The following is a 16,137-nucleotide window of genomic DNA, read 5'->3' as shown; positions in this document are numbered from 1 at the left end:
AAATCATATTACACAATTATATATTAATCATTAAAATCAAATATTATGAAAGCAAGTAACACCATTTTAGGAATTGTTGGAGCTGCAGCAGCAGGAGCATTATTAGGAGTATTGTTTGCACCAGATAAAGGTTCGGAAACAAGACGAAAAATCAAAGATAAATCGAAAGATTACGGAGATAACATGAAAGCAAAGTTTGACGGAATTGTAAGCACAATCAAATCAAACGGAAAAGAAATTATGGACGAAGGAAAATCTAAATTTAACCAAGTTAAAGAAGATTTCAATACCATTAAAGACGAGGCAAAAACTGTAAAATCAAACTATTAATCAAAAGTGAGATTTTTAAACCCTAAATACCTTATATCATGGAACCAAATGCAACAACAAACGAGAACCTAAATCTTTATGAAAAAGCGGAAAACTATACTAAAACGAGTTTGGAATTACTTAAACTCAAAACGGTATGTTCTGTCGCAGATGTGGTGTCAACCTTAACATCAAAGATAGCGGTCGGCGTTGTTGTTGCATTTTTTACCCTGTTCCTTAATATCGGGATCAGTTTATGGGTAGGAAAACAACTTGGAGAGTATTACTACGGCTTTTTTATCATGGCGCTATTTTATTTAATCGTTGCCATTGTGATTCATAAAACGCATCATTCATTGATAAAAACTCCAATTGGCAATACCATCATTTCGAGTATTTTAAAAGAAAAACAAAACTGATTTAAAACTATTGATAACTAAAAAAGACTGTTATGGAGCCTATTTACACTATTGATGAATTAAATCAGAGAATAAAGTTGTTAGAAGATCGTCAGGACGCCGAGTGGTGCTCCATAAAAGATGAAATTGACGATATCAAAGAGAACTTAAAACCTATAAACTTGATTCGGAATACGGTGGAAGAAATCAACGAAACAGTTGGTTTCAAAAGCCACGTTGCACAATCGGCAATCAGTATCGGAATTGGATATTTAGCCAAAAGATTTATTGTCGGAAAAGGCGATTCTATGTTTAAAGGAATTTTGGGCTCAATCGTTCAATTGGTTGTAACCAATTTGGTTTCGAAACCTCATCACGAATCTTCAGATGAAACTTCGCAAGAAGCCTCATCACAATACGAACCATCATAGGAGTAATTTGTCTAACTTAAATTTAGTATTATGGAAAAGTTAAGCGAAATTGTAATAAAAAATGGAGTTTACATGTACTCTAACCTATATAAATGTTTTGAATACACAAGAGTATTTCTCGGTATCTAACACGCTTATACGTTTTTTCTAATCGAATAATTTTCTTTTAAATCAAACGATTAAACGGTTAATACACACTATATTTTTTAATAAAAGGAGGACTAAAACTTTTTAAGTTTTAGTCCTCCTTTTAGGTTCAAAGAGACAGAGATGCAAAGGCACAAAGGTTTTATTTATACGCAAGAAACCTTTGAACCTTTGCCCCTTTGTACCTTTGAACCTCTTAATTATAATTTTGATAAATCGGTAATTTCAAGCCTACGTATAAATTACAAGCTTTAGACGTATTCGAAAACAAATTTGAGATCAAAGAACCTGAACCCACAAACAACGGTCCTGCTCTAAAACCAGTTCCAATTTGTGTGCCGCTAAATTCCATGTAAGTTACCGGAACGTAAAAACTGAATTGTCTGGTTTCATATCTCGGCGTAAAAGTAACCGAATTTGCGATTGCTGTTCCGTTTACTTTTTTGGCATCAACCAAGCTGAAATCTGTACTTAAATTCAGGTAGAATTTATTATCAATATTCCAATCAAAATTCGTGTGAACCGCTGTTGGCAAATTCGCTTTCACGCCCGTTTTTGATGAAACTTTTGTATAATGCGTATCAAAGAATTCGAAAATATTTTCTGCATTGTCAATATCAGCCTGCGAAACGCTCCCTGCAAGATTATAAGTGTTTTCAACAATATTTTTATAATTGATTTTTCCGATATCTGTTACCGAAGCTGCCACTTTGAATTTGTATCGATTCCCGATACACGTATGGCAATTTGTGCGGTATTCATATGTAAATCCCAAATCCAATCCCACGCCTGCCGATGAGCCATCAAACTTAGGATCATTTCCGTTTTGATAATCATAGCTCGCTGAAGTTCTCAAAGTTCCGGTTGACAAATATTGGCTTTGCTCTGGATTGGCATTGTTTTTAACAAAAGCTACGCTCAAATCATTTCCATTGATATAGCCATTTACTCCCGCCATCAAATATTTGACTGTCAAACCGCCTTTAATAAAATGATCGTCATGGTCCATTAAAACTGTAGCGTAGCTCGCACCAATTTCTGCCCAGGAATTAGTCACGCCATTTGGATTTCCGCCCTTAATCAGGAAACTATTCGAAACATCCAGATCTTTGCTCACCTCATCAATCAACTGGCCGTTTACATCGACAAGGCTTGTAATACTGCGCACACGCGAATAAAGCGCAATACTATGAACCGGCGTAATATTCAGCGTAAATGACGGCCCCATAAGATCGAGATTCAAATTTCCACGATTGTTTGTTTTGATGTTTTTGCTGGCATCAGTTTGGATATCGTAATTTCCGTCAAAAACCTCGGCAAAATTTAATCCGTACAAATCATTCTGACCTGTTGCGCTTGCTGCAAAAATCGTGACATCCGATTTGTATTTCGAATCTACAATAGCCGACGGATTAAACAAAACGCCCTGAATTCCAGCATAATTATCATCCCTGAATCCAAAATACGATTGCGATCGTGCATAAAAAAAGCTTCCAAAGAAGCATAATAAAAGTAAAGTTCTCTTCATAGATTATTTTTAAACGGGTTGGTTGGTTTGTGCCTTTTTTTGAAAAAGCACACAAATATTAACAAAAAAAGGACAAAAAAAAACTTCCATAATCTAATCGATTAGGGAAGTTTTTTTTAAAGATGCTAAGACACTAAGATGCTAAGACACTAAGTTTTATTAAAAATATTACTAATCTTACTTTATTAAAACATATTGTAGTAATGCTCTTAATTTAAAATACTTAGTCAAAAAAATCCACTTCATACTTATTAACAATTTAATCTCACAAATTTAACAACTTCTCGAAGAAAAAAATTGAAAATTTAAAAATCTAGGAAGGTTCTTGCATTTTTTTTTAAAAGTTGCAAAGAAACATAGTGACAAAGGTTCAAAGGTTTAGTATTTTTGTCTACTAATTTTTATTGCCTATTTTAAACTAAAAAAGCCGAACAAAGTTCGGCTTTCCAATATTTATAGATTCCTAGGAAAAAACCTTTGAACCTTTGTCACTATGTCACTTTGAACCTGTGTACGATTAGTACACCTCAGAAGCTTCCTTCAATTTCTCCATATTGTTTACCAACTGAAGCTCAGAAACGATTTTCTGGATATCACCGTTCATGATGTTTCCTAAATCGTAAAGCGTTAAACCAATACGGTGATCGGTTACACGCCCTTGCGCGTAGTTGTACGTACGGATTTTTGCCGAACGGTCTCCAGAACTTACTTGAGAACTACGTTTTTTAGCATCTTCTTCCTGCTTTTTGGCCAATTCCATTTCGTACAAACGAGAACGTAATACCATTAAAGCTTTATCTTTATTCTTGTGTTGTGATTTCTCATCCTGACATTGCGCCACCAATCCGGTTGGAATGTGCGTTAAACGTACAGCCGATTTCGTTGTATTTACCGATTGTCCTCCAGGTCCTGACGAACAGAAGAAATCGACACGAACATCATTCATATCTACCTGAACATCAAACTCCTCAGCTTCTGGCAAAACCATAACCGTTGCTGCTGATGTATGTACACGTCCTTGCGTTTCTGTCTGTGGCACACGCTGTACACGGTGAACACCCGCTTCAAACTTCAAAGTTCCGTATACATCTTCTCCAGTAACCTCAAAAATAACCTCTTTGAAACCTCCAGAAGTTCCTTCGTTCATATCTACTACAGATGATCTCCATCCCATAGATTCGCAATATTTCGTATACATTCTGAACAAGTCACCTGCAAAAATACTCGCTTCGTCCCCACCCGTTCCGGCGCGGATCTCCACCATAACGTTTTTAGCATCTTCAGGATCTTTAGGAATCAGCATGAATTTGATTTCCTCCTCCAATTCTGGCAAACGCTCTTTTGCTTCATCTAATTGCATTTTAGCCATTTCTACCATTTCGGCATCGCTTCCGTCTGCAATAATTTCGTTTGCTTCGTCAATATTTGCTAAAACTATGATGTATTCTTCTCTCTTTTCAACCAGCGCTTTAATCCCTTTATATTCTTGGTTAAGCTGCTTGTAACGTTTTTGATCAGAAATAACATCCGGCTGAATAATCAAATCCGAAATCTCATCAAAACGCTGCTTTACATATTGAAGTCTATCTAACATTTTCTAATTCCTTTTATTTGGACGGCAAAATTACGAAATATTTGTGGATTATTCTAGTGGTTATTTTTTGAGGAATTTGAGAAGGAATTTAGTGGTTTTTGTTTTTGAAAAACAGGGGTTTTTACTTGGTGGTAAATTTAAATTAAATCCGATGTTTGTTTTTACATCTGGAATAACTTAATATAAAAATAAAATTCTACTTCAAATGATTTTATAACAAAGTATTTATTTATAGATTTACGGTTTTCCGTAATACTATTAAAAAATAGCAAGTTACATTTAAAATCCATTAAAGTAACAATTCAAACCGTATGAAAGAAAAAACTATACAACAGAAAATTAAAGAAAAAAGAAATACATTTTTATTATCCTTAATTCAGGAATTTAAAGAGTCAGATGAAATTCAAAATTTATTTAACTGCTATGAATATGTAAAATTTAATTGTGTTTTGCATAAAGAAAATTTTTATAACACTTTGACTCACGAAATGAAAGAGTTAATATCAAATAAAGAAAATATCTGGTTTATACCAATCGAATCAAAAGAAACTTTTTTACTTTTTTTGAAAAATAATGATATTTCGATAAACTAATTTTTTAGAAAATATTTTTAAGTGATACCTAAATTTGATCATAATTTTGTCATTCCTCCCCATCTTGGAAATCCTACAAGTAAGGAACATCTAAGCCCTTATTGCTGTACAACTTTGGAACTTTGTCAAACTTTTGTTACCTCGCAAAATCGCATTGAAATTTTAAAAGGATTATTATCTTTTAGAAAAAAAATGAATGATTTTGGTATCACACAAGGATTTCAGTGGTTGGATGGCAGTTTTACAGAAGATGTAGAAAATCGAGAAAACCGACCTCCAAATGATTTAGATTTAGTAACTTTCTTTGGTGGAATAAGTATTGAGCATCAAGAAATAATCCTGAAAGAGTTTATAGAATTTGGTGATTCACAAACTGCAAAACTTAATTATAAATTAGATCATTATCCTGTTGATTATTGTTATAGTCCAGACGTAACCGTTGAACTTACAAGATATTGGATTCAATTATTCACTCATAATCGTTTAGGGATATGGAAAGGTATATTACGTTTAGAATTAAATACTCCCCATATAGACGAAGAGTCATATGAATATCTAAAAAAGATAGTTTTATGAGTTTATTTGTTGAAATAGAAAAAATAAAAGCTCAGATTCTTGATACTGAAAAGATCTTAGAATTAGTGGGTGACCATCCACTTATGTCAAAAAGTATTCGGGAAAAGTTAAATTTATTGAAAAATAAATTAGAAAAATATCCTAAAAACTCAATAGAACCTAGACTAAGACTTCTATTTAGTGGAAGTGCTGTTAAAGGTTCTATTGGAATTAAATCTAAATTTGTCAGCAAAACTATAAACCCAATACAGGAATTAATCAAAACACAAACTGCTTTAGTTAGATTTGGAGATGTTGGTAAAAGAGGCAGAATAAAAAAAAGTAAATTCTCTGACTTATATTTAACAGCCTTACCTACTGGATCTTTTGGCGTAGAACTATCTAAGTTAGAGTTTGATAATTTATTTGATGAAAATGATGTCGCAATAGCAATTAATCAAGTCATGGAACTTATTTCAGCCACTACTACGAGCGATGAAGCCTTTGAAGAAGCTATTGAAAATACGCCTAAAAGAAATTTGGCTAACTTAAAAACTTTTCTAAAACAAATTGATGAAGAAAATTCTATTCTAAAAATTGAATCAGGTTCATATGGCATAAATATATCAGAAGAACAAATTCATAATGGTTTTAAAAGAGTAAACCTAACAGAAAGTGATAATGAAGATATTTTTATTAATGGTGTATTACGAGGTTTTTTACTCGATAGTGGCAAATTTGAAATTACTACTGAAGACGGAAAAACTATAACTGGGATTATAAGCCCAGACTTAAATGAAGAACAAATTCTTGAATACGACAAGAAGTTTCTTAATAAATCATGTATAATTCATTTAAACTTTTACAAGACTATTTTTACATCAGGAAAAGAAAAAATAAGCTATGAATTATTAGAAATTTTAGATCTAAAATAACACCCCGTTAGCGCGAATTTACAATGAGAGAAATTTTAGACGATTATTTTGAATACAATAATATCGATGCCGAATTTAGTGATGCCGAAGTCACAAAAAATTTAGAAAGTCTAAAAAAAGAATTTTCAAAATTATCAAAAAATTGGAATGATCAATTGAATACTCAGTGGGTCGTGCGAGATTACATAGCTATTAAAATGATTCTATCTTCAAGTGTATTGCTAAATTCCTTAGAGTTTGCAAATGAAAAAAATCTTAGAATTGTTGAACCCTATTTGATTTACTATTCATTGTTAAATTGTTCTAGAGCAGTTATACTAACTTCTCCTTTTAGTGATTGGAACAATGAAGAACTGTTTATTATGACTCATCAAAAAACTATTAATATTTTAGGAGATATCGTTTCTAAATATAACAAAGAAAAAGGTAACAACATAAAAGCTTTTATTGACTGGGCTAGAGAATACAGAGAAATTTTCTCATATAAATTTCCAGCTAATGGATTAAACAACAAGCATCTTTCATTAAACGACGCAATTGAAATTTGCAGATTACTATGTGAAATTGCTCAACTCCAAAGTAAGGTACTAGAAAATGCGATCTCAAAAAATGTAAAAACTGATTTCGATTTAGATTGGAAAATTTTAAGTATTGGTTATAGTTATGGCGAGAAAAATTTTAAATTTATTGATAAAGAGGATGGGTATAGGTTAGACTACATAACAAGGAAACAAAAAAGACCTTTTAGCTTACATTTAACAATGACTGAAGGAATGGTGGAAGATTTTTTTGGTGCTTGGTATCCCGAAGACGATTCAAATCTAGATGAAATCTTTAACCCAGATTCAAATTGGCGAATAATTTTTCCTGTTCCTTAACCCGTTAGCGCGGATTTGTAATCCGTGCCGCAACAATATAACACAATACAAATCATAAAAACAAAAGCTACAATATCATGTAGCTTTTGTTTTTTATTTTACACAGAGAATAAAACAATTATTGTAGGCAATTCCCCTACTAATGCGAACGTCAAGCTTTTGAAAGTAACCAACTTCAAAAATTATGAGTGCTATTTAGACGCTCGCTCAGGCAGGAGGTTTATTCTATAAAAAGTATAATCATTAGAAAAAGAACTATTATAGCTATTAATAGCTTTTTGCTTTTTCGTTCCCAAAGCATCTTTTTTCTTTGGTTTTCTATTTGAACTAGTTTCGCTACATTTTTAAAATCAATATAACTTCTTACACTTTCCATTTTTTTTATCAAAAATATAGAATGGCAAAAACTAAAAAAGTACATTAAGGGTTCATTTATAATACAATAAGACAAATAAAACCTTAACTTTAATAGGTGAAAGAAAAACTAAAAATATACGACCCTATTTTCAAAGAGAAGGCAATTCAATTAAGTTATGAAAGGGGGAATGTTTCACGAGTTGAAAAAGAACTAAAAATAACACGCTCATTATTGTTTAGTTGGAGAAAAGAGTATCAAAAATTTGGAAATGCAAGTTTTCCTGGAACAGGTAAATTAAAATTAAATCCTGAACAAGAACAAATTCACAAACTTGAAAAAAAACTTAAAGAATTAGAATTGAAATTCGAAATCTTAAAAAAAGGAAATAAATATCTTTTTCAAGACCGATTATCACTTTATCAATTTATAGACAGCAATAAAAAAATATACTCAATCAACAATATGTGCAAAGCTTTAGGAGTGAGTCATATTACATATTATCGATGGAAAAAACAAATTATTCCCAAAACTGAAATACGCATAATTTTAATCAAGCAAGAAATAACATCGATATTTTTTGAATTCAAAGAACGATATGGAAGTCCACGAATTACTAAAGAACTCCAAAAAAGAGGCTATAAAATAGAATGTACAAGAGTAGCGAAATACATGCGACAATTAGGTTTGCGTAGCATGGTGATAAAAAAAAATAAAGTACAAATTAATTCGGAATTTAATGTTTACGCCCCTAATATATTAGATGAAAAATACATAGCAACGCAACCATCTAAAGTTTGGATTTCAGCCATTACTTATATAAAAACCACAAAAGGATATTTATATATAACAATTATTTTGGATTTGTTTGATCATAAAATAATTGGTTGGAGCCTAGGCGACGGGTTGACTGCTAAAGAAACTGTTTTAGTTGCTTGGGAAATGGCTGTTAGTAATAGGGAAATTACAAACAAATTAATATTTCATTCAACAAGAGGAGCTCAATATGCTAGTAGAAGTTTTACAAAAATATTAAATTCTCATACGTCTATAACCAGAAGTATGAGCAATCAAGGTGACTATTTGGACAATGCTATTGCTCGTGATTTTTTCAATCAATTAAAAAAGGAATTTGCATGCAGAAATAAACGCTTGACTAAAAATGAAATGCGAGGCAAAATATTTGAATACATCGAAACTTGGAATAATGAAAAAGATTGTATTTTACTTTGAAATGATGGGAAAAATAGAAATCTATAATCGAATTTTCAAAGAACAGGCTGTTCTTTTAAGTTATGAAAGAGGCTCTGCGAAACAAGTTGCAATAGAATTTGAAATATCTTGCCCATTGTTGTATAGATGGCGAAAAGAGTATCAAAAATTTGGATCGTCAGGTTTTTGTGGACGAGGCAATGGTAAATTAAGATTAAGTATTGAAGAACAAAAAATCCGTGAGCTTAAAAAAAAAGTTAAACAATCAGAATTAAGATTTGAAATCTTAAAAAATGGAAGTAAATATCTTTTACAAGGAAAATCAATGACTTTTAATTTTATAAAAATAAATGAAAAAGTATACACTATTGAAAAAATGTGTAAAGTTTTAGGAGTAGGTACATTGACATATTACAAATGGAAAAACCAATTTATTTCAGAAACCCAACATCGAATAACTTTATTAAAAAAAGAAATTACCTCTATCTTTTTTGAATCTAAACAACGATATGGGCGTTCTAAAATTTTAAGAGAACTCCAAAACCGTGGATATAAAACATCAAGTTCCGCAGTTACAAGATACATGAATCAATTAGGTTTGCGCTGCAAACGGAATAAAAAAAAGAAAATAACTACTAATTCAAATCATAATAATTTTGTTGCTGATAATGTTTTAAATAGAAAATTTACTGTAAACGAACCTTCTAGAGTTTGGGTTTCAGATATTACTTATATAAGAATAAAAGATGGATTTTTATACCTCACAATTATTTTGGATTTATTCGACCGAAAAATAATTGGATGGAAACTAAGTAATAGTCTGACTACTGAACAAACTACTATACCAGCTTGGAAAATGGCGATTAATAATAGGGAAATTATAAATGAACTAATATTTCACTCAGATAGAGGACTTCAGTATGCAAATAGAAACTTTACAAAAATATTAGATTCTAATAAATTAGTTACTAGAAGTATGAGTCGTAAAGGAAATTTCTGGGATAATTCTATTGCTGAAAGTTTTTTCAGTCGATTAAAAACTGAGATGGTATATAGAAATAAACTTCTTGGAAAAGAACAGATGGAAATCGAAATTTTCGAATTCATAGAAAATTGGTATAACAAGGAAAGAATACACTCAGCTTTGAATTTTAAAACAATTGAAGAATTTGGGAAGATGAAAAATATAACTTAACTGCAAAGTCATTGCTGTGAGAAGTCCAACCCGATAGCGCAGTAACAGACTTTGATAAATTTCTATTTTAAACAAATCATTTTATAAATTAGCGCAAAGTCAGAGACGTTTGCGTAGCTTCAAAAAAGATTTTTCACAACAAATATTTTTTATCATAAAAACGAAACAAACACTAAATCAACATCTTAAAAATTAATTTATATATTTGATCATTGCCAAAATCTAATCATTAATAATTTTTTCTAACCAAACCACTAATGAAAGAACTTATTAAAATTGGCCGTATTTTTTTTAGTATCGGCGTTGTTGCTTTAGGGATTCATCAACTTATTCTCAAAGATTTTCGATCCGAAATTTTAGCACCATTTCCTGCTTGGGCGCATCAAAATAGCATTTTCCCTATTCTTGTCGGAATCATTTTGATATTGGCAGGAATTATCATTTCTGGAGTATTTAAAATTAAATTCATTGACACCAAAAAAGTTTGTCTTTATTTGGGTTTTGGTTTTCTTATTTCGGTCCTCGTTTCTCATTTGCCTTATATGATAATGCTCAGCGCAGAAAAAACTCCAGATTTTCAGGTTTGGATAAATGCTATCGAAGCCTTAACTTATAGCGGTGGAGCGTTTGTAATGGCTGGCTCATTTACAGAAAATAATTCTGCTGGAGACGAAAAGAATTTCACCTCAGTATTAGAAAAACTTATTCCGTGTGGGTGTGTTTTTTATTCCATTTTGATCATCATATTTGGCTTGAGTCATTTTGCTTTTGCCAACTTTATCGCTACCATGGTTCCAAAATGGTTGCCAGCACCTATGTTTTGGACGTATTTTTTTGGCGTAGCTCTTGTCGTTTCTGGAATATCTATTATTTTCAAAATACTTTTAAAACCTATTTCGCTTCTTTTAGCCTTGACACTTTTGCTGTTTTTCCTATTCTTTCATATTCCGGATGCCATTGCAAATCCGTCAGCAGGTAGCGGAAACGAAATTGTACGTGCATTTGTATGCTTGCTTTTTTGTGGAATTGCATTGGTAATCGCATTCACAAATGATTGTAAAAAACAACTTTAATAGTAATATTGCAAAATAAAATTTCAAGAAGTGTTCTTAATAACATCTGGACAGCTTTTAGGATTGTTCGATGTGAAAGTTTCTCATATTAAAAAAAAAATCAATTCAAAATAAAACATTCTGACTCAATGAATTTTAATAAAAATTATCAAATACTATATGCTGTGATTTTTGTTTTCTTTATGTTTTATAAACCTGTGATTTGCTTTTTAATGCTGGGAACGGTTTTTTTAATTTATGTTGTTTACACTGTTTTATACTTGAATGATATTAGTAAAAACGGCATAGAAATTAGAGGAGAAATTGTATCTTATGAATCAGGCGAAGAAAAGTATAAAACACCAATTATTGAGTTTCAAATTGCTGAAGAAAAAAAAATTACAGGAAAACCTTTTTTTTATACCTCATCAAATTTAGACCAATTTCGATCTCACAGAGAAAATATAAATAAAACCGTAAAATAATTTACCATTCAAAGAGTCCTGAAAAATTCATTTTAAAAGATAATTCCAACGGCTTTGGTCTAATTATGCTAACCATTGCTGGTTTAATTTTTACTGGTCTCTCAATCGGAAATCTACTTGGATACAATACTATCTTTTAAATTCAGATTAAAAGAGAAGTTTGTTCAACTTTCACAGAGTTCTGGATCAAAAATTTTACAATCCCAAAAACTTTCAGGATTGCGAAACAATGTCAAAGAATATGTTTCCCGATAGTGCTGATTTGCAATCCGTGCCCACAACTATAAGACACAAAACAAATCATAAAAAGAAAAGCTACAAGTAAACTTGTAGCTTTTGTTCTTTTACAGTAATCACAAAGCAATCTTTGTGGGTTCGTATTATCTTGTATAAACCGTAATTACACCAGTAGTTTTATCCTTTAATTTCAACTCTTTGTTGGTAAGATTCATGATATCGCTTGTTGAACTTACATTACCAACCGTAATAGTCAAATCATTATGCGATCTCGCGTAAACGCCTGTAGTTTCTACCAAGCTACAGTTAGAACCGCTATAATCACCAATAACTGCAGTATTGCTCAATCTTAAATCTAAATAATCTCTATTACAGCCCGCTGCGTTTTGCGGTGCATCAGTCAATACCTCTTTTCCATCTATAATCGTACCTTGTTGGCTTAGATTGTATTTCCCTTGTATCGGAATTATTGTTTCTCCTTCGTTATCGTCACTGCTGCACGATGTTGCAAATACTCCAATACTTAATAATATCCCGAATAATATTCTTTTAGTTTTCATGTTTGATTTCTTTAAAATTTATACTGCTAAATTATGCCCAAAGTTTTAAAGAAATGTTTTACAATTTCTGGAATCATTTACATAATTTTACTCTTATTGAAAGAATTAACCTATAAATAAAATGATGCCAATTTTAAATAATTTTGCCAAATCCAAAAATAGAGTTTAATTTAGTCTGCAACGTTGCGAGACTTGAAAACAACTTATATAAATCAAGATTATGACACTAATTGCAATTTTCTTTCCGTTTGCTTCTTTCTTTTTGAGAGGACGAATATTAACTTCTATTATTTGTTTGATCTTGCAAATCACTTTAATTGGCTGGATTCCCGCGGCAATTTGGGCTGTTATTTCTTTGCAAAACGCAAGAGCTGATAAACGCAATGAGAAGCTAATAAGAGCTATGAAAACCAAATCGTAAACGAATTGAAATATCCTGTCTGGAAATGCAAATTTTATCTGCAAAAAAACATCCCAAAAAGCAAGTTCTTATTGGGATGTTTTATTTTAACTTAAACCGAAAACGAAACGTACTAAGCCTCGACTTCTACTTTTAAAATTTCAAGTTTCAGATTCCCTTTTTTAGTAGGCCAATCGATAATATTACCTTCTTTGCATCCTACCATAGCAATACCTTCATCTGAAAGAACCGAAATCTTATTTTTGCTTGCTTTTGCTTTTTCTGGTCCCACAAGAAGAATTGTTTTTTCTTCATTCTTGTTATGATCTTTGTAAGTAACTCTTCTATTTATTGAAACAATATCATGAGGCAAGTCTTTTCGCAATACCTGAGAAGCTTTTTTTAATTGGTTTAATAACAATTCTTCTTCTTCTACCGTTACTTTTTTTCTTCTTATATGGTCTTTAATTAAATCGTATGTTCCTGTTGTTAATATTATATTTTGTGACATGACTTTCTTGTTTGCTTCATTTCATCGAGACCTACGACACAACTCTTCATTGAATGCCGCACAAAAGCGATTCATTCAATGATATCCTATTCTGAATAAAAAATGAAGATTGATACTTAATTTAAATCGTAAAAGATTTCCCCTGTCTAGAGTTGCGACAGGGCAAAAGAAATAAACTCTTTTGAGTTTTTTAAGAATTTGTCGTCATGCAAATACAATAAGGTGCACATCAAGCACATCAAACAGCTGTTTACTAAGTATAAATTTGCAGTTTCCATTATTGTAAATCATTTTTACACCCAACAAATATATACTTTTTCTTACAGATAAACAAAACAACAAAAACACATTTATTTTCAATACCTTACAAGTTATATCAGTAAAAATCAATAACTTTATGCTTTCAAGTTACACTCTCCCAAACTTGACAACTTACCTGCTGGATTAAAAAAATCATCCTCAAATCTAAAATTATGAACCTCAGAAAACTATTTTCATAGTATTCTGATTATTTTCTGTTTGCAACTCTTTGTGTGCTTCTGTCAGAAAAAAATAGGCTGGCCCCTTTTTTGAATTTTTTTATGTAAACAATTAAATCTACGAAAATGAGAAAGTTTATTTTTTTAGTACTGTTGCTCTCGTACGCCAATAATTTTTATTGCCAAAACCTGACCATAGACGAATTAATTGATTTGAGAAAAAGTGATGTAGCAGAAGTTGAAGAATTTGTGACCCCAAAAAACTGGACATTTCTTTCGGCAAATGCACCTCAATATAATGAAATGGGAACCGCAACATTTACTTTCAATAAAAGCAATGAAAGCGATCGTGCCGAAAGTTTTTTGACTTATGCCTATTCAGGTACGGGCAAAGCAAATAGGTTGAACCTACAGTTTTCAAACCAAGAAAAATACAATTCCTATTTAAACAGACTCAAAATTTTAGGGTATGATTTTGTGGTATCTAAAGTTCAAAACGATTCAATTGTCAAATTATATCTCGGCAAGGGACTTACAATAGAAATTACTGTTTCTTCAAAAAATGAGAATGATATTACCAGAACGAGCTATAATATATTAATTACGGCTTCTGATGATTATCTTGTTTCTATTGTAGATCAGTAAAGTTTTAGCTCAGATAGCGCAAATTTGCTATCCTTGCCTGCAAGCGCAAAACACATCATAAATTATCACAACAAAAGCTACAAAATTATGTGGCTTTTTTTATATTTACGAATAGAACAAATCGCACGATTTATACAACCTACAAATGAACCCAAACAAACTCGCACCATTTCTTGCTTTATTACTCTTTTTCACTTCCTGCAAAGGGCATGAAAAACAGGATGACATTGTTAAAAACAATCCTGAAGATACAATAAAGCATTTCATTATTGGAGATTATATGCTTATTCCAAAATTGAAGGAAGTACGAACCTATGAAATGGTTGGCGGAGAAACTTGGGATGGTTATAGGTATAGCAAAGACCCAAAAATCGATTACGAAAAAACCACTTTATTGATACTTGGAAACAGCATTTTATTCAAAGAGTATTTTCCTTTTCCCTTTAACTTAGATAAACTAAAGTTGATTTTCAGCAATGATATTTGGACTATCTGCAGAGACGACAATTATATTTACCGCATTTCTTATCGTGTACAATCAGCGCAAATTCATATTGCAGACTACAAACCTGTAAATGATTTTATTTATAAATCAGCAAGCGGAGAACTCTTTTTTCTGGATATAGAAACATTCAAACTTAATCCTGTGCAAATAAATATCGATGAAAACTCGATAAAACATTTAGCCGGAAATTATTATTCAGACAAAAACGGTCTTTATTTTTTTGGTGCACACGCCAAGAAAAATGAAAAAAATAATGAAAGAGATTATAGCTACAAATCAGAAAAGATAATTGATGCAAAAAACGTAGTTCCTATTATTTCAAAAAACTACTTCATTTTTAACAATCAAGTTTTTGCAATAGATGACAAGGAAGTAACAAAGCTGGATATTGATATTAAAAAATTAATTGAAATTACCTTTTATGATAGCCAATCAATAATTACTGATGGCAAAACCATGTATAGTAATTCAAATTATGGATATGCTCATGGTGATCGAAATGAAAAAGGAAGTTATGGCTTTTTATATCCTTCTCTGTTTTCGGGAAGCAATCTGCAAAAAATATATCCTCGATCACTGTATTTTGTACAAGAAAAGAATTCAGTTGTTTTTAATAAAAGAGGTCCTAAAGAATCACTTGATTTAGTTGCTGTAATCAATAACGAGAATTACATTTTGTCAAATAAAAAGAAAACAAAAATCGGCAAACCATTATTCTATCATTCTGAAACAAAAACTACTACAGCTTTTGATGATAAGCATCTAAAAATCTATAAAAATCAATTTATTCAATATAAAGATGTGCTCTATTTTGATGATCGTCCCGTAGAAACTTCAAAATTAGATTTGAAAAATTTAAGACAAATTGAAAACTCCAACTATCTTACAGATGGGAAATCAGTATTTTATACTTATGGCATTACTGGAATGAAGCTAATTAAAAAAAACGGTGCAGAATATGCCGTTCTTGATGAACGAATTATTGAAAACGTTTTTACAAATGAAATGAAGGTTATAAATCCTGATTTGCTTTCGGACGGAATTACGATTATAAGCAGAGATAAAAAAACAACAATAAAAGAGCTAAAACTAAATTTGAAAATTGCGGAATAAGCTTAAAAAAATCTAAAAAG

The 16,137-nt window shown here is 31.2% G+C and carries 18 protein-coding genes; 14 read left to right on the top strand and 4 right to left on the bottom strand.

Translation table 11 applies throughout. The features are described 5' to 3' along the window. Positions 1-45: 45 nt before the first annotated feature. From EYY60_RS06770 to EYY60_RS06760, 3 genes are read left to right on the top strand one after another with little or no spacing between them, the layout of a single operon-like run. Positions 46-330: a YtxH domain-containing protein gene (locus EYY60_RS06770; protein WP_132988624.1), complete on the top strand. Its 285-nt coding sequence runs from the start codon at positions 46-48 to the stop codon at positions 328-330. A gap of 38 nt (positions 331-368) precedes the next feature. Beyond that, positions 369-728, top strand: coding sequence for a hypothetical protein (locus EYY60_RS06765; protein ID WP_132988623.1), 360 nt, complete (start codon positions 369-371; stop codon positions 726-728). Positions 729-760: 32 nt separating this feature from the next. Next, positions 761-1,138, top strand: a complete 378-nt coding sequence (locus EYY60_RS06760; RefSeq protein WP_132988622.1) for a hypothetical protein — start codon at positions 761-763, stop codon at positions 1,136-1,138. A 343-nt stretch (positions 1,139-1,481) separates the two neighbouring features. Here the strand turns inward: EYY60_RS06760 and EYY60_RS06755 are convergent, their stop codons facing one another. Then, positions 1,482-2,813 (bottom strand): DUF5723 family protein, encoded by a 1,332-nt coding sequence (locus tag EYY60_RS06755; RefSeq protein ID WP_132988621.1) that lies wholly within the window; start codon positions 2,811-2,813, stop codon positions 1,482-1,484. 517 nt (positions 2,814-3,330) lie between these two features. Further along, a complete protein-coding gene (gene prfA, locus EYY60_RS06750; RefSeq protein WP_119789747.1) occupies positions 3,331-4,407 on the bottom strand; it encodes a peptide chain release factor 1 in 1,077 nt (358 codons plus the stop codon). A gap of 311 nt (positions 4,408-4,718) precedes the next feature. On the opposite strand from prfA, the gene EYY60_RS06745 reads away from it, so the two are divergent. The 8 genes from EYY60_RS06745 (at position 4,719) to EYY60_RS06710 (ending at position 11,667) form a co-directional block, all read left to right on the top strand. Beyond that, complete coding sequence (locus tag EYY60_RS06745; protein ID WP_132988620.1) at positions 4,719-5,000, top strand: hypothetical protein; 282 nt, start codon at positions 4,719-4,721, stop codon at positions 4,998-5,000. Positions 5,001-5,021: 21 nt separating this feature from the next. After that, positions 5,022-5,576 carry a DUF6932 family protein gene (locus EYY60_RS06740; protein WP_132988619.1) on the top strand — a complete coding sequence of 185 codons (555 nt, stop codon included), beginning with the start codon at positions 5,022-5,024 and terminating at the stop codon, positions 5,574-5,576. Beyond that, a complete protein-coding gene (locus EYY60_RS06735; protein WP_132988618.1) occupies positions 5,573-6,490 on the top strand; it encodes a hypothetical protein in 918 nt (305 codons plus the stop codon). Before EYY60_RS06740 ends, EYY60_RS06735 begins: the two co-directional genes overlap by 4 nt. A 23-nt stretch (positions 6,491-6,513) precedes the next feature. Continuing rightward, positions 6,514-7,368 carry a hypothetical protein gene (locus EYY60_RS06730; RefSeq protein ID WP_132988617.1) on the top strand — a complete coding sequence of 285 codons (855 nt, stop codon included), beginning with the start codon at positions 6,514-6,516 and terminating at the stop codon, positions 7,366-7,368. Positions 7,369-7,840: 472 nt separating this feature from the next. After that, positions 7,841-8,956 carry an IS3 family transposase gene (locus EYY60_RS06725; protein ID WP_132988616.1) on the top strand — a complete coding sequence of 372 codons (1,116 nt, stop codon included), beginning with the start codon at positions 7,841-7,843 and terminating at the stop codon, positions 8,954-8,956. A gap of 1 nt (position 8,957) precedes the next feature. Further along, positions 8,958-10,130, top strand: coding sequence for an IS3 family transposase (locus EYY60_RS06720; RefSeq protein ID WP_132988639.1), 1,173 nt, complete (start codon positions 8,958-8,960; stop codon positions 10,128-10,130). 257 nt (positions 10,131-10,387) lie between these two features. Then, a complete protein-coding gene (locus tag EYY60_RS06715) occupies positions 10,388-11,203 on the top strand; it encodes a DoxX family protein (RefSeq protein ID WP_132988615.1) in 816 nt (271 codons plus the stop codon). A gap of 128 nt (positions 11,204-11,331) precedes the next feature. Next, entirely contained in the window at positions 11,332-11,667 is a 336-nt protein-coding gene (locus EYY60_RS06710; protein WP_132988614.1) for a hypothetical protein, read from the top strand. A gap of 380 nt (positions 11,668-12,047) precedes the next feature. Here EYY60_RS06710 and EYY60_RS06705 read toward each other — a convergent pair whose 3' ends face one another. Then, on the bottom strand, positions 12,048-12,464 hold the full coding sequence (locus EYY60_RS06705) for a lipocalin family protein (RefSeq protein ID WP_132988613.1): 417 nt from the start codon (positions 12,462-12,464) through the stop codon (positions 12,048-12,050). A gap of 220 nt (positions 12,465-12,684) precedes the next feature. Here EYY60_RS06705 and EYY60_RS06700 point away from each other — a divergent pair, with 220 nt between their 5' ends. Further along, positions 12,685-12,885, top strand: a complete 201-nt coding sequence (locus EYY60_RS06700; RefSeq protein ID WP_132988612.1) for a YqaE/Pmp3 family membrane protein — start codon at positions 12,685-12,687, stop codon at positions 12,883-12,885. Between the two features lie 112 nt (positions 12,886-12,997). On the opposite strand, the gene EYY60_RS06695 is transcribed toward EYY60_RS06700, so the two are convergent. Further along, positions 12,998-13,375 carry a GreA/GreB family elongation factor gene (locus tag EYY60_RS06695; protein WP_132988611.1) on the bottom strand — a complete coding sequence of 126 codons (378 nt, stop codon included), beginning with the start codon at positions 13,373-13,375 and terminating at the stop codon, positions 12,998-13,000. 605 nt (positions 13,376-13,980) lie between these two features. Between EYY60_RS06695 and EYY60_RS06690 the strand changes: the two genes are divergently transcribed. Together EYY60_RS06690 and EYY60_RS06685 are read left to right on the top strand one after the other, a co-directional pair. Then, positions 13,981-14,499, top strand: a complete 519-nt coding sequence (locus EYY60_RS06690) for a hypothetical protein (RefSeq protein WP_132988610.1) — start codon at positions 13,981-13,983, stop codon at positions 14,497-14,499. A gap of 145 nt (positions 14,500-14,644) precedes the next feature. Then, positions 14,645-16,117, top strand: a complete 1,473-nt coding sequence (locus EYY60_RS06685) for a hypothetical protein (protein WP_132988609.1) — start codon at positions 14,645-14,647, stop codon at positions 16,115-16,117. Positions 16,118-16,137: the final 20 nt, after the last annotated feature.

Origin of the sequence: Flavobacterium zhairuonense (genome assembly GCF_004352915.1) — a bacterium.
GTDB classification, from domain to species: domain Bacteria; phylum Bacteroidota; class Bacteroidia; order Flavobacteriales; family Flavobacteriaceae; genus Flavobacterium; species Flavobacterium zhairuonense.
This window is presented reverse-complemented; position numbering and strand designations above follow the sequence as displayed.

Excerpts from the sequence above, each read along its gene's own strand:
- EYY60_RS06770 (WP_132988624.1), top strand. The coding sequence starts at position 46 with ATGAAAGCAAGTAACACCATTTTAGGAATTGTTGGAGCTGCAGCAGCA.
- EYY60_RS06765 (WP_132988623.1), top strand. The coding sequence starts at position 369 with ATGGAACCAAATGCAACAACAAACGAGAACCTAAATCTTTATGAAAAA.
- EYY60_RS06760 (WP_132988622.1), top strand. The coding sequence starts at position 761 with ATGGAGCCTATTTACACTATTGATGAATTAAATCAGAGAATAAAGTTG.
- EYY60_RS06755 (WP_132988621.1), bottom strand. The coding sequence starts at position 2,813 with ATGAAGAGAACTTTACTTTTATTATGCTTCTTTGGAAGCTTTTTTTAT.
- prfA (WP_119789747.1), bottom strand. The coding sequence starts at position 4,407 with ATGTTAGATAGACTTCAATATGTAAAGCAGCGTTTTGATGAGATTTCG.
- EYY60_RS06745 (WP_132988620.1), top strand. The coding sequence starts at position 4,719 with ATGAAAGAAAAAACTATACAACAGAAAATTAAAGAAAAAAGAAATACA.
- EYY60_RS06735 (WP_132988618.1), top strand. The coding sequence starts at position 5,573 with ATGAGTTTATTTGTTGAAATAGAAAAAATAAAAGCTCAGATTCTTGAT.
- EYY60_RS06730 (WP_132988617.1), top strand. The coding sequence starts at position 6,514 with ATGAGAGAAATTTTAGACGATTATTTTGAATACAATAATATCGATGCC.
- EYY60_RS06720 (WP_132988639.1), top strand. The coding sequence starts at position 8,958 with ATGATGGGAAAAATAGAAATCTATAATCGAATTTTCAAAGAACAGGCT.
- EYY60_RS06715 (WP_132988615.1), top strand. The coding sequence starts at position 10,388 with ATGAAAGAACTTATTAAAATTGGCCGTATTTTTTTTAGTATCGGCGTT.
- EYY60_RS06710 (WP_132988614.1), top strand. The coding sequence starts at position 11,332 with ATGAATTTTAATAAAAATTATCAAATACTATATGCTGTGATTTTTGTT.
- EYY60_RS06705 (WP_132988613.1), bottom strand. The coding sequence starts at position 12,464 with ATGAAAACTAAAAGAATATTATTCGGGATATTATTAAGTATTGGAGTA.
- EYY60_RS06700 (WP_132988612.1), top strand. The coding sequence starts at position 12,685 with ATGACACTAATTGCAATTTTCTTTCCGTTTGCTTCTTTCTTTTTGAGA.
- EYY60_RS06695 (WP_132988611.1), bottom strand. The coding sequence starts at position 13,375 with ATGTCACAAAATATAATATTAACAACAGGAACATACGATTTAATTAAA.
- EYY60_RS06690 (WP_132988610.1), top strand. The coding sequence starts at position 13,981 with ATGAGAAAGTTTATTTTTTTAGTACTGTTGCTCTCGTACGCCAATAAT.
- EYY60_RS06685 (WP_132988609.1), top strand. The coding sequence starts at position 14,645 with ATGAACCCAAACAAACTCGCACCATTTCTTGCTTTATTACTCTTTTTC.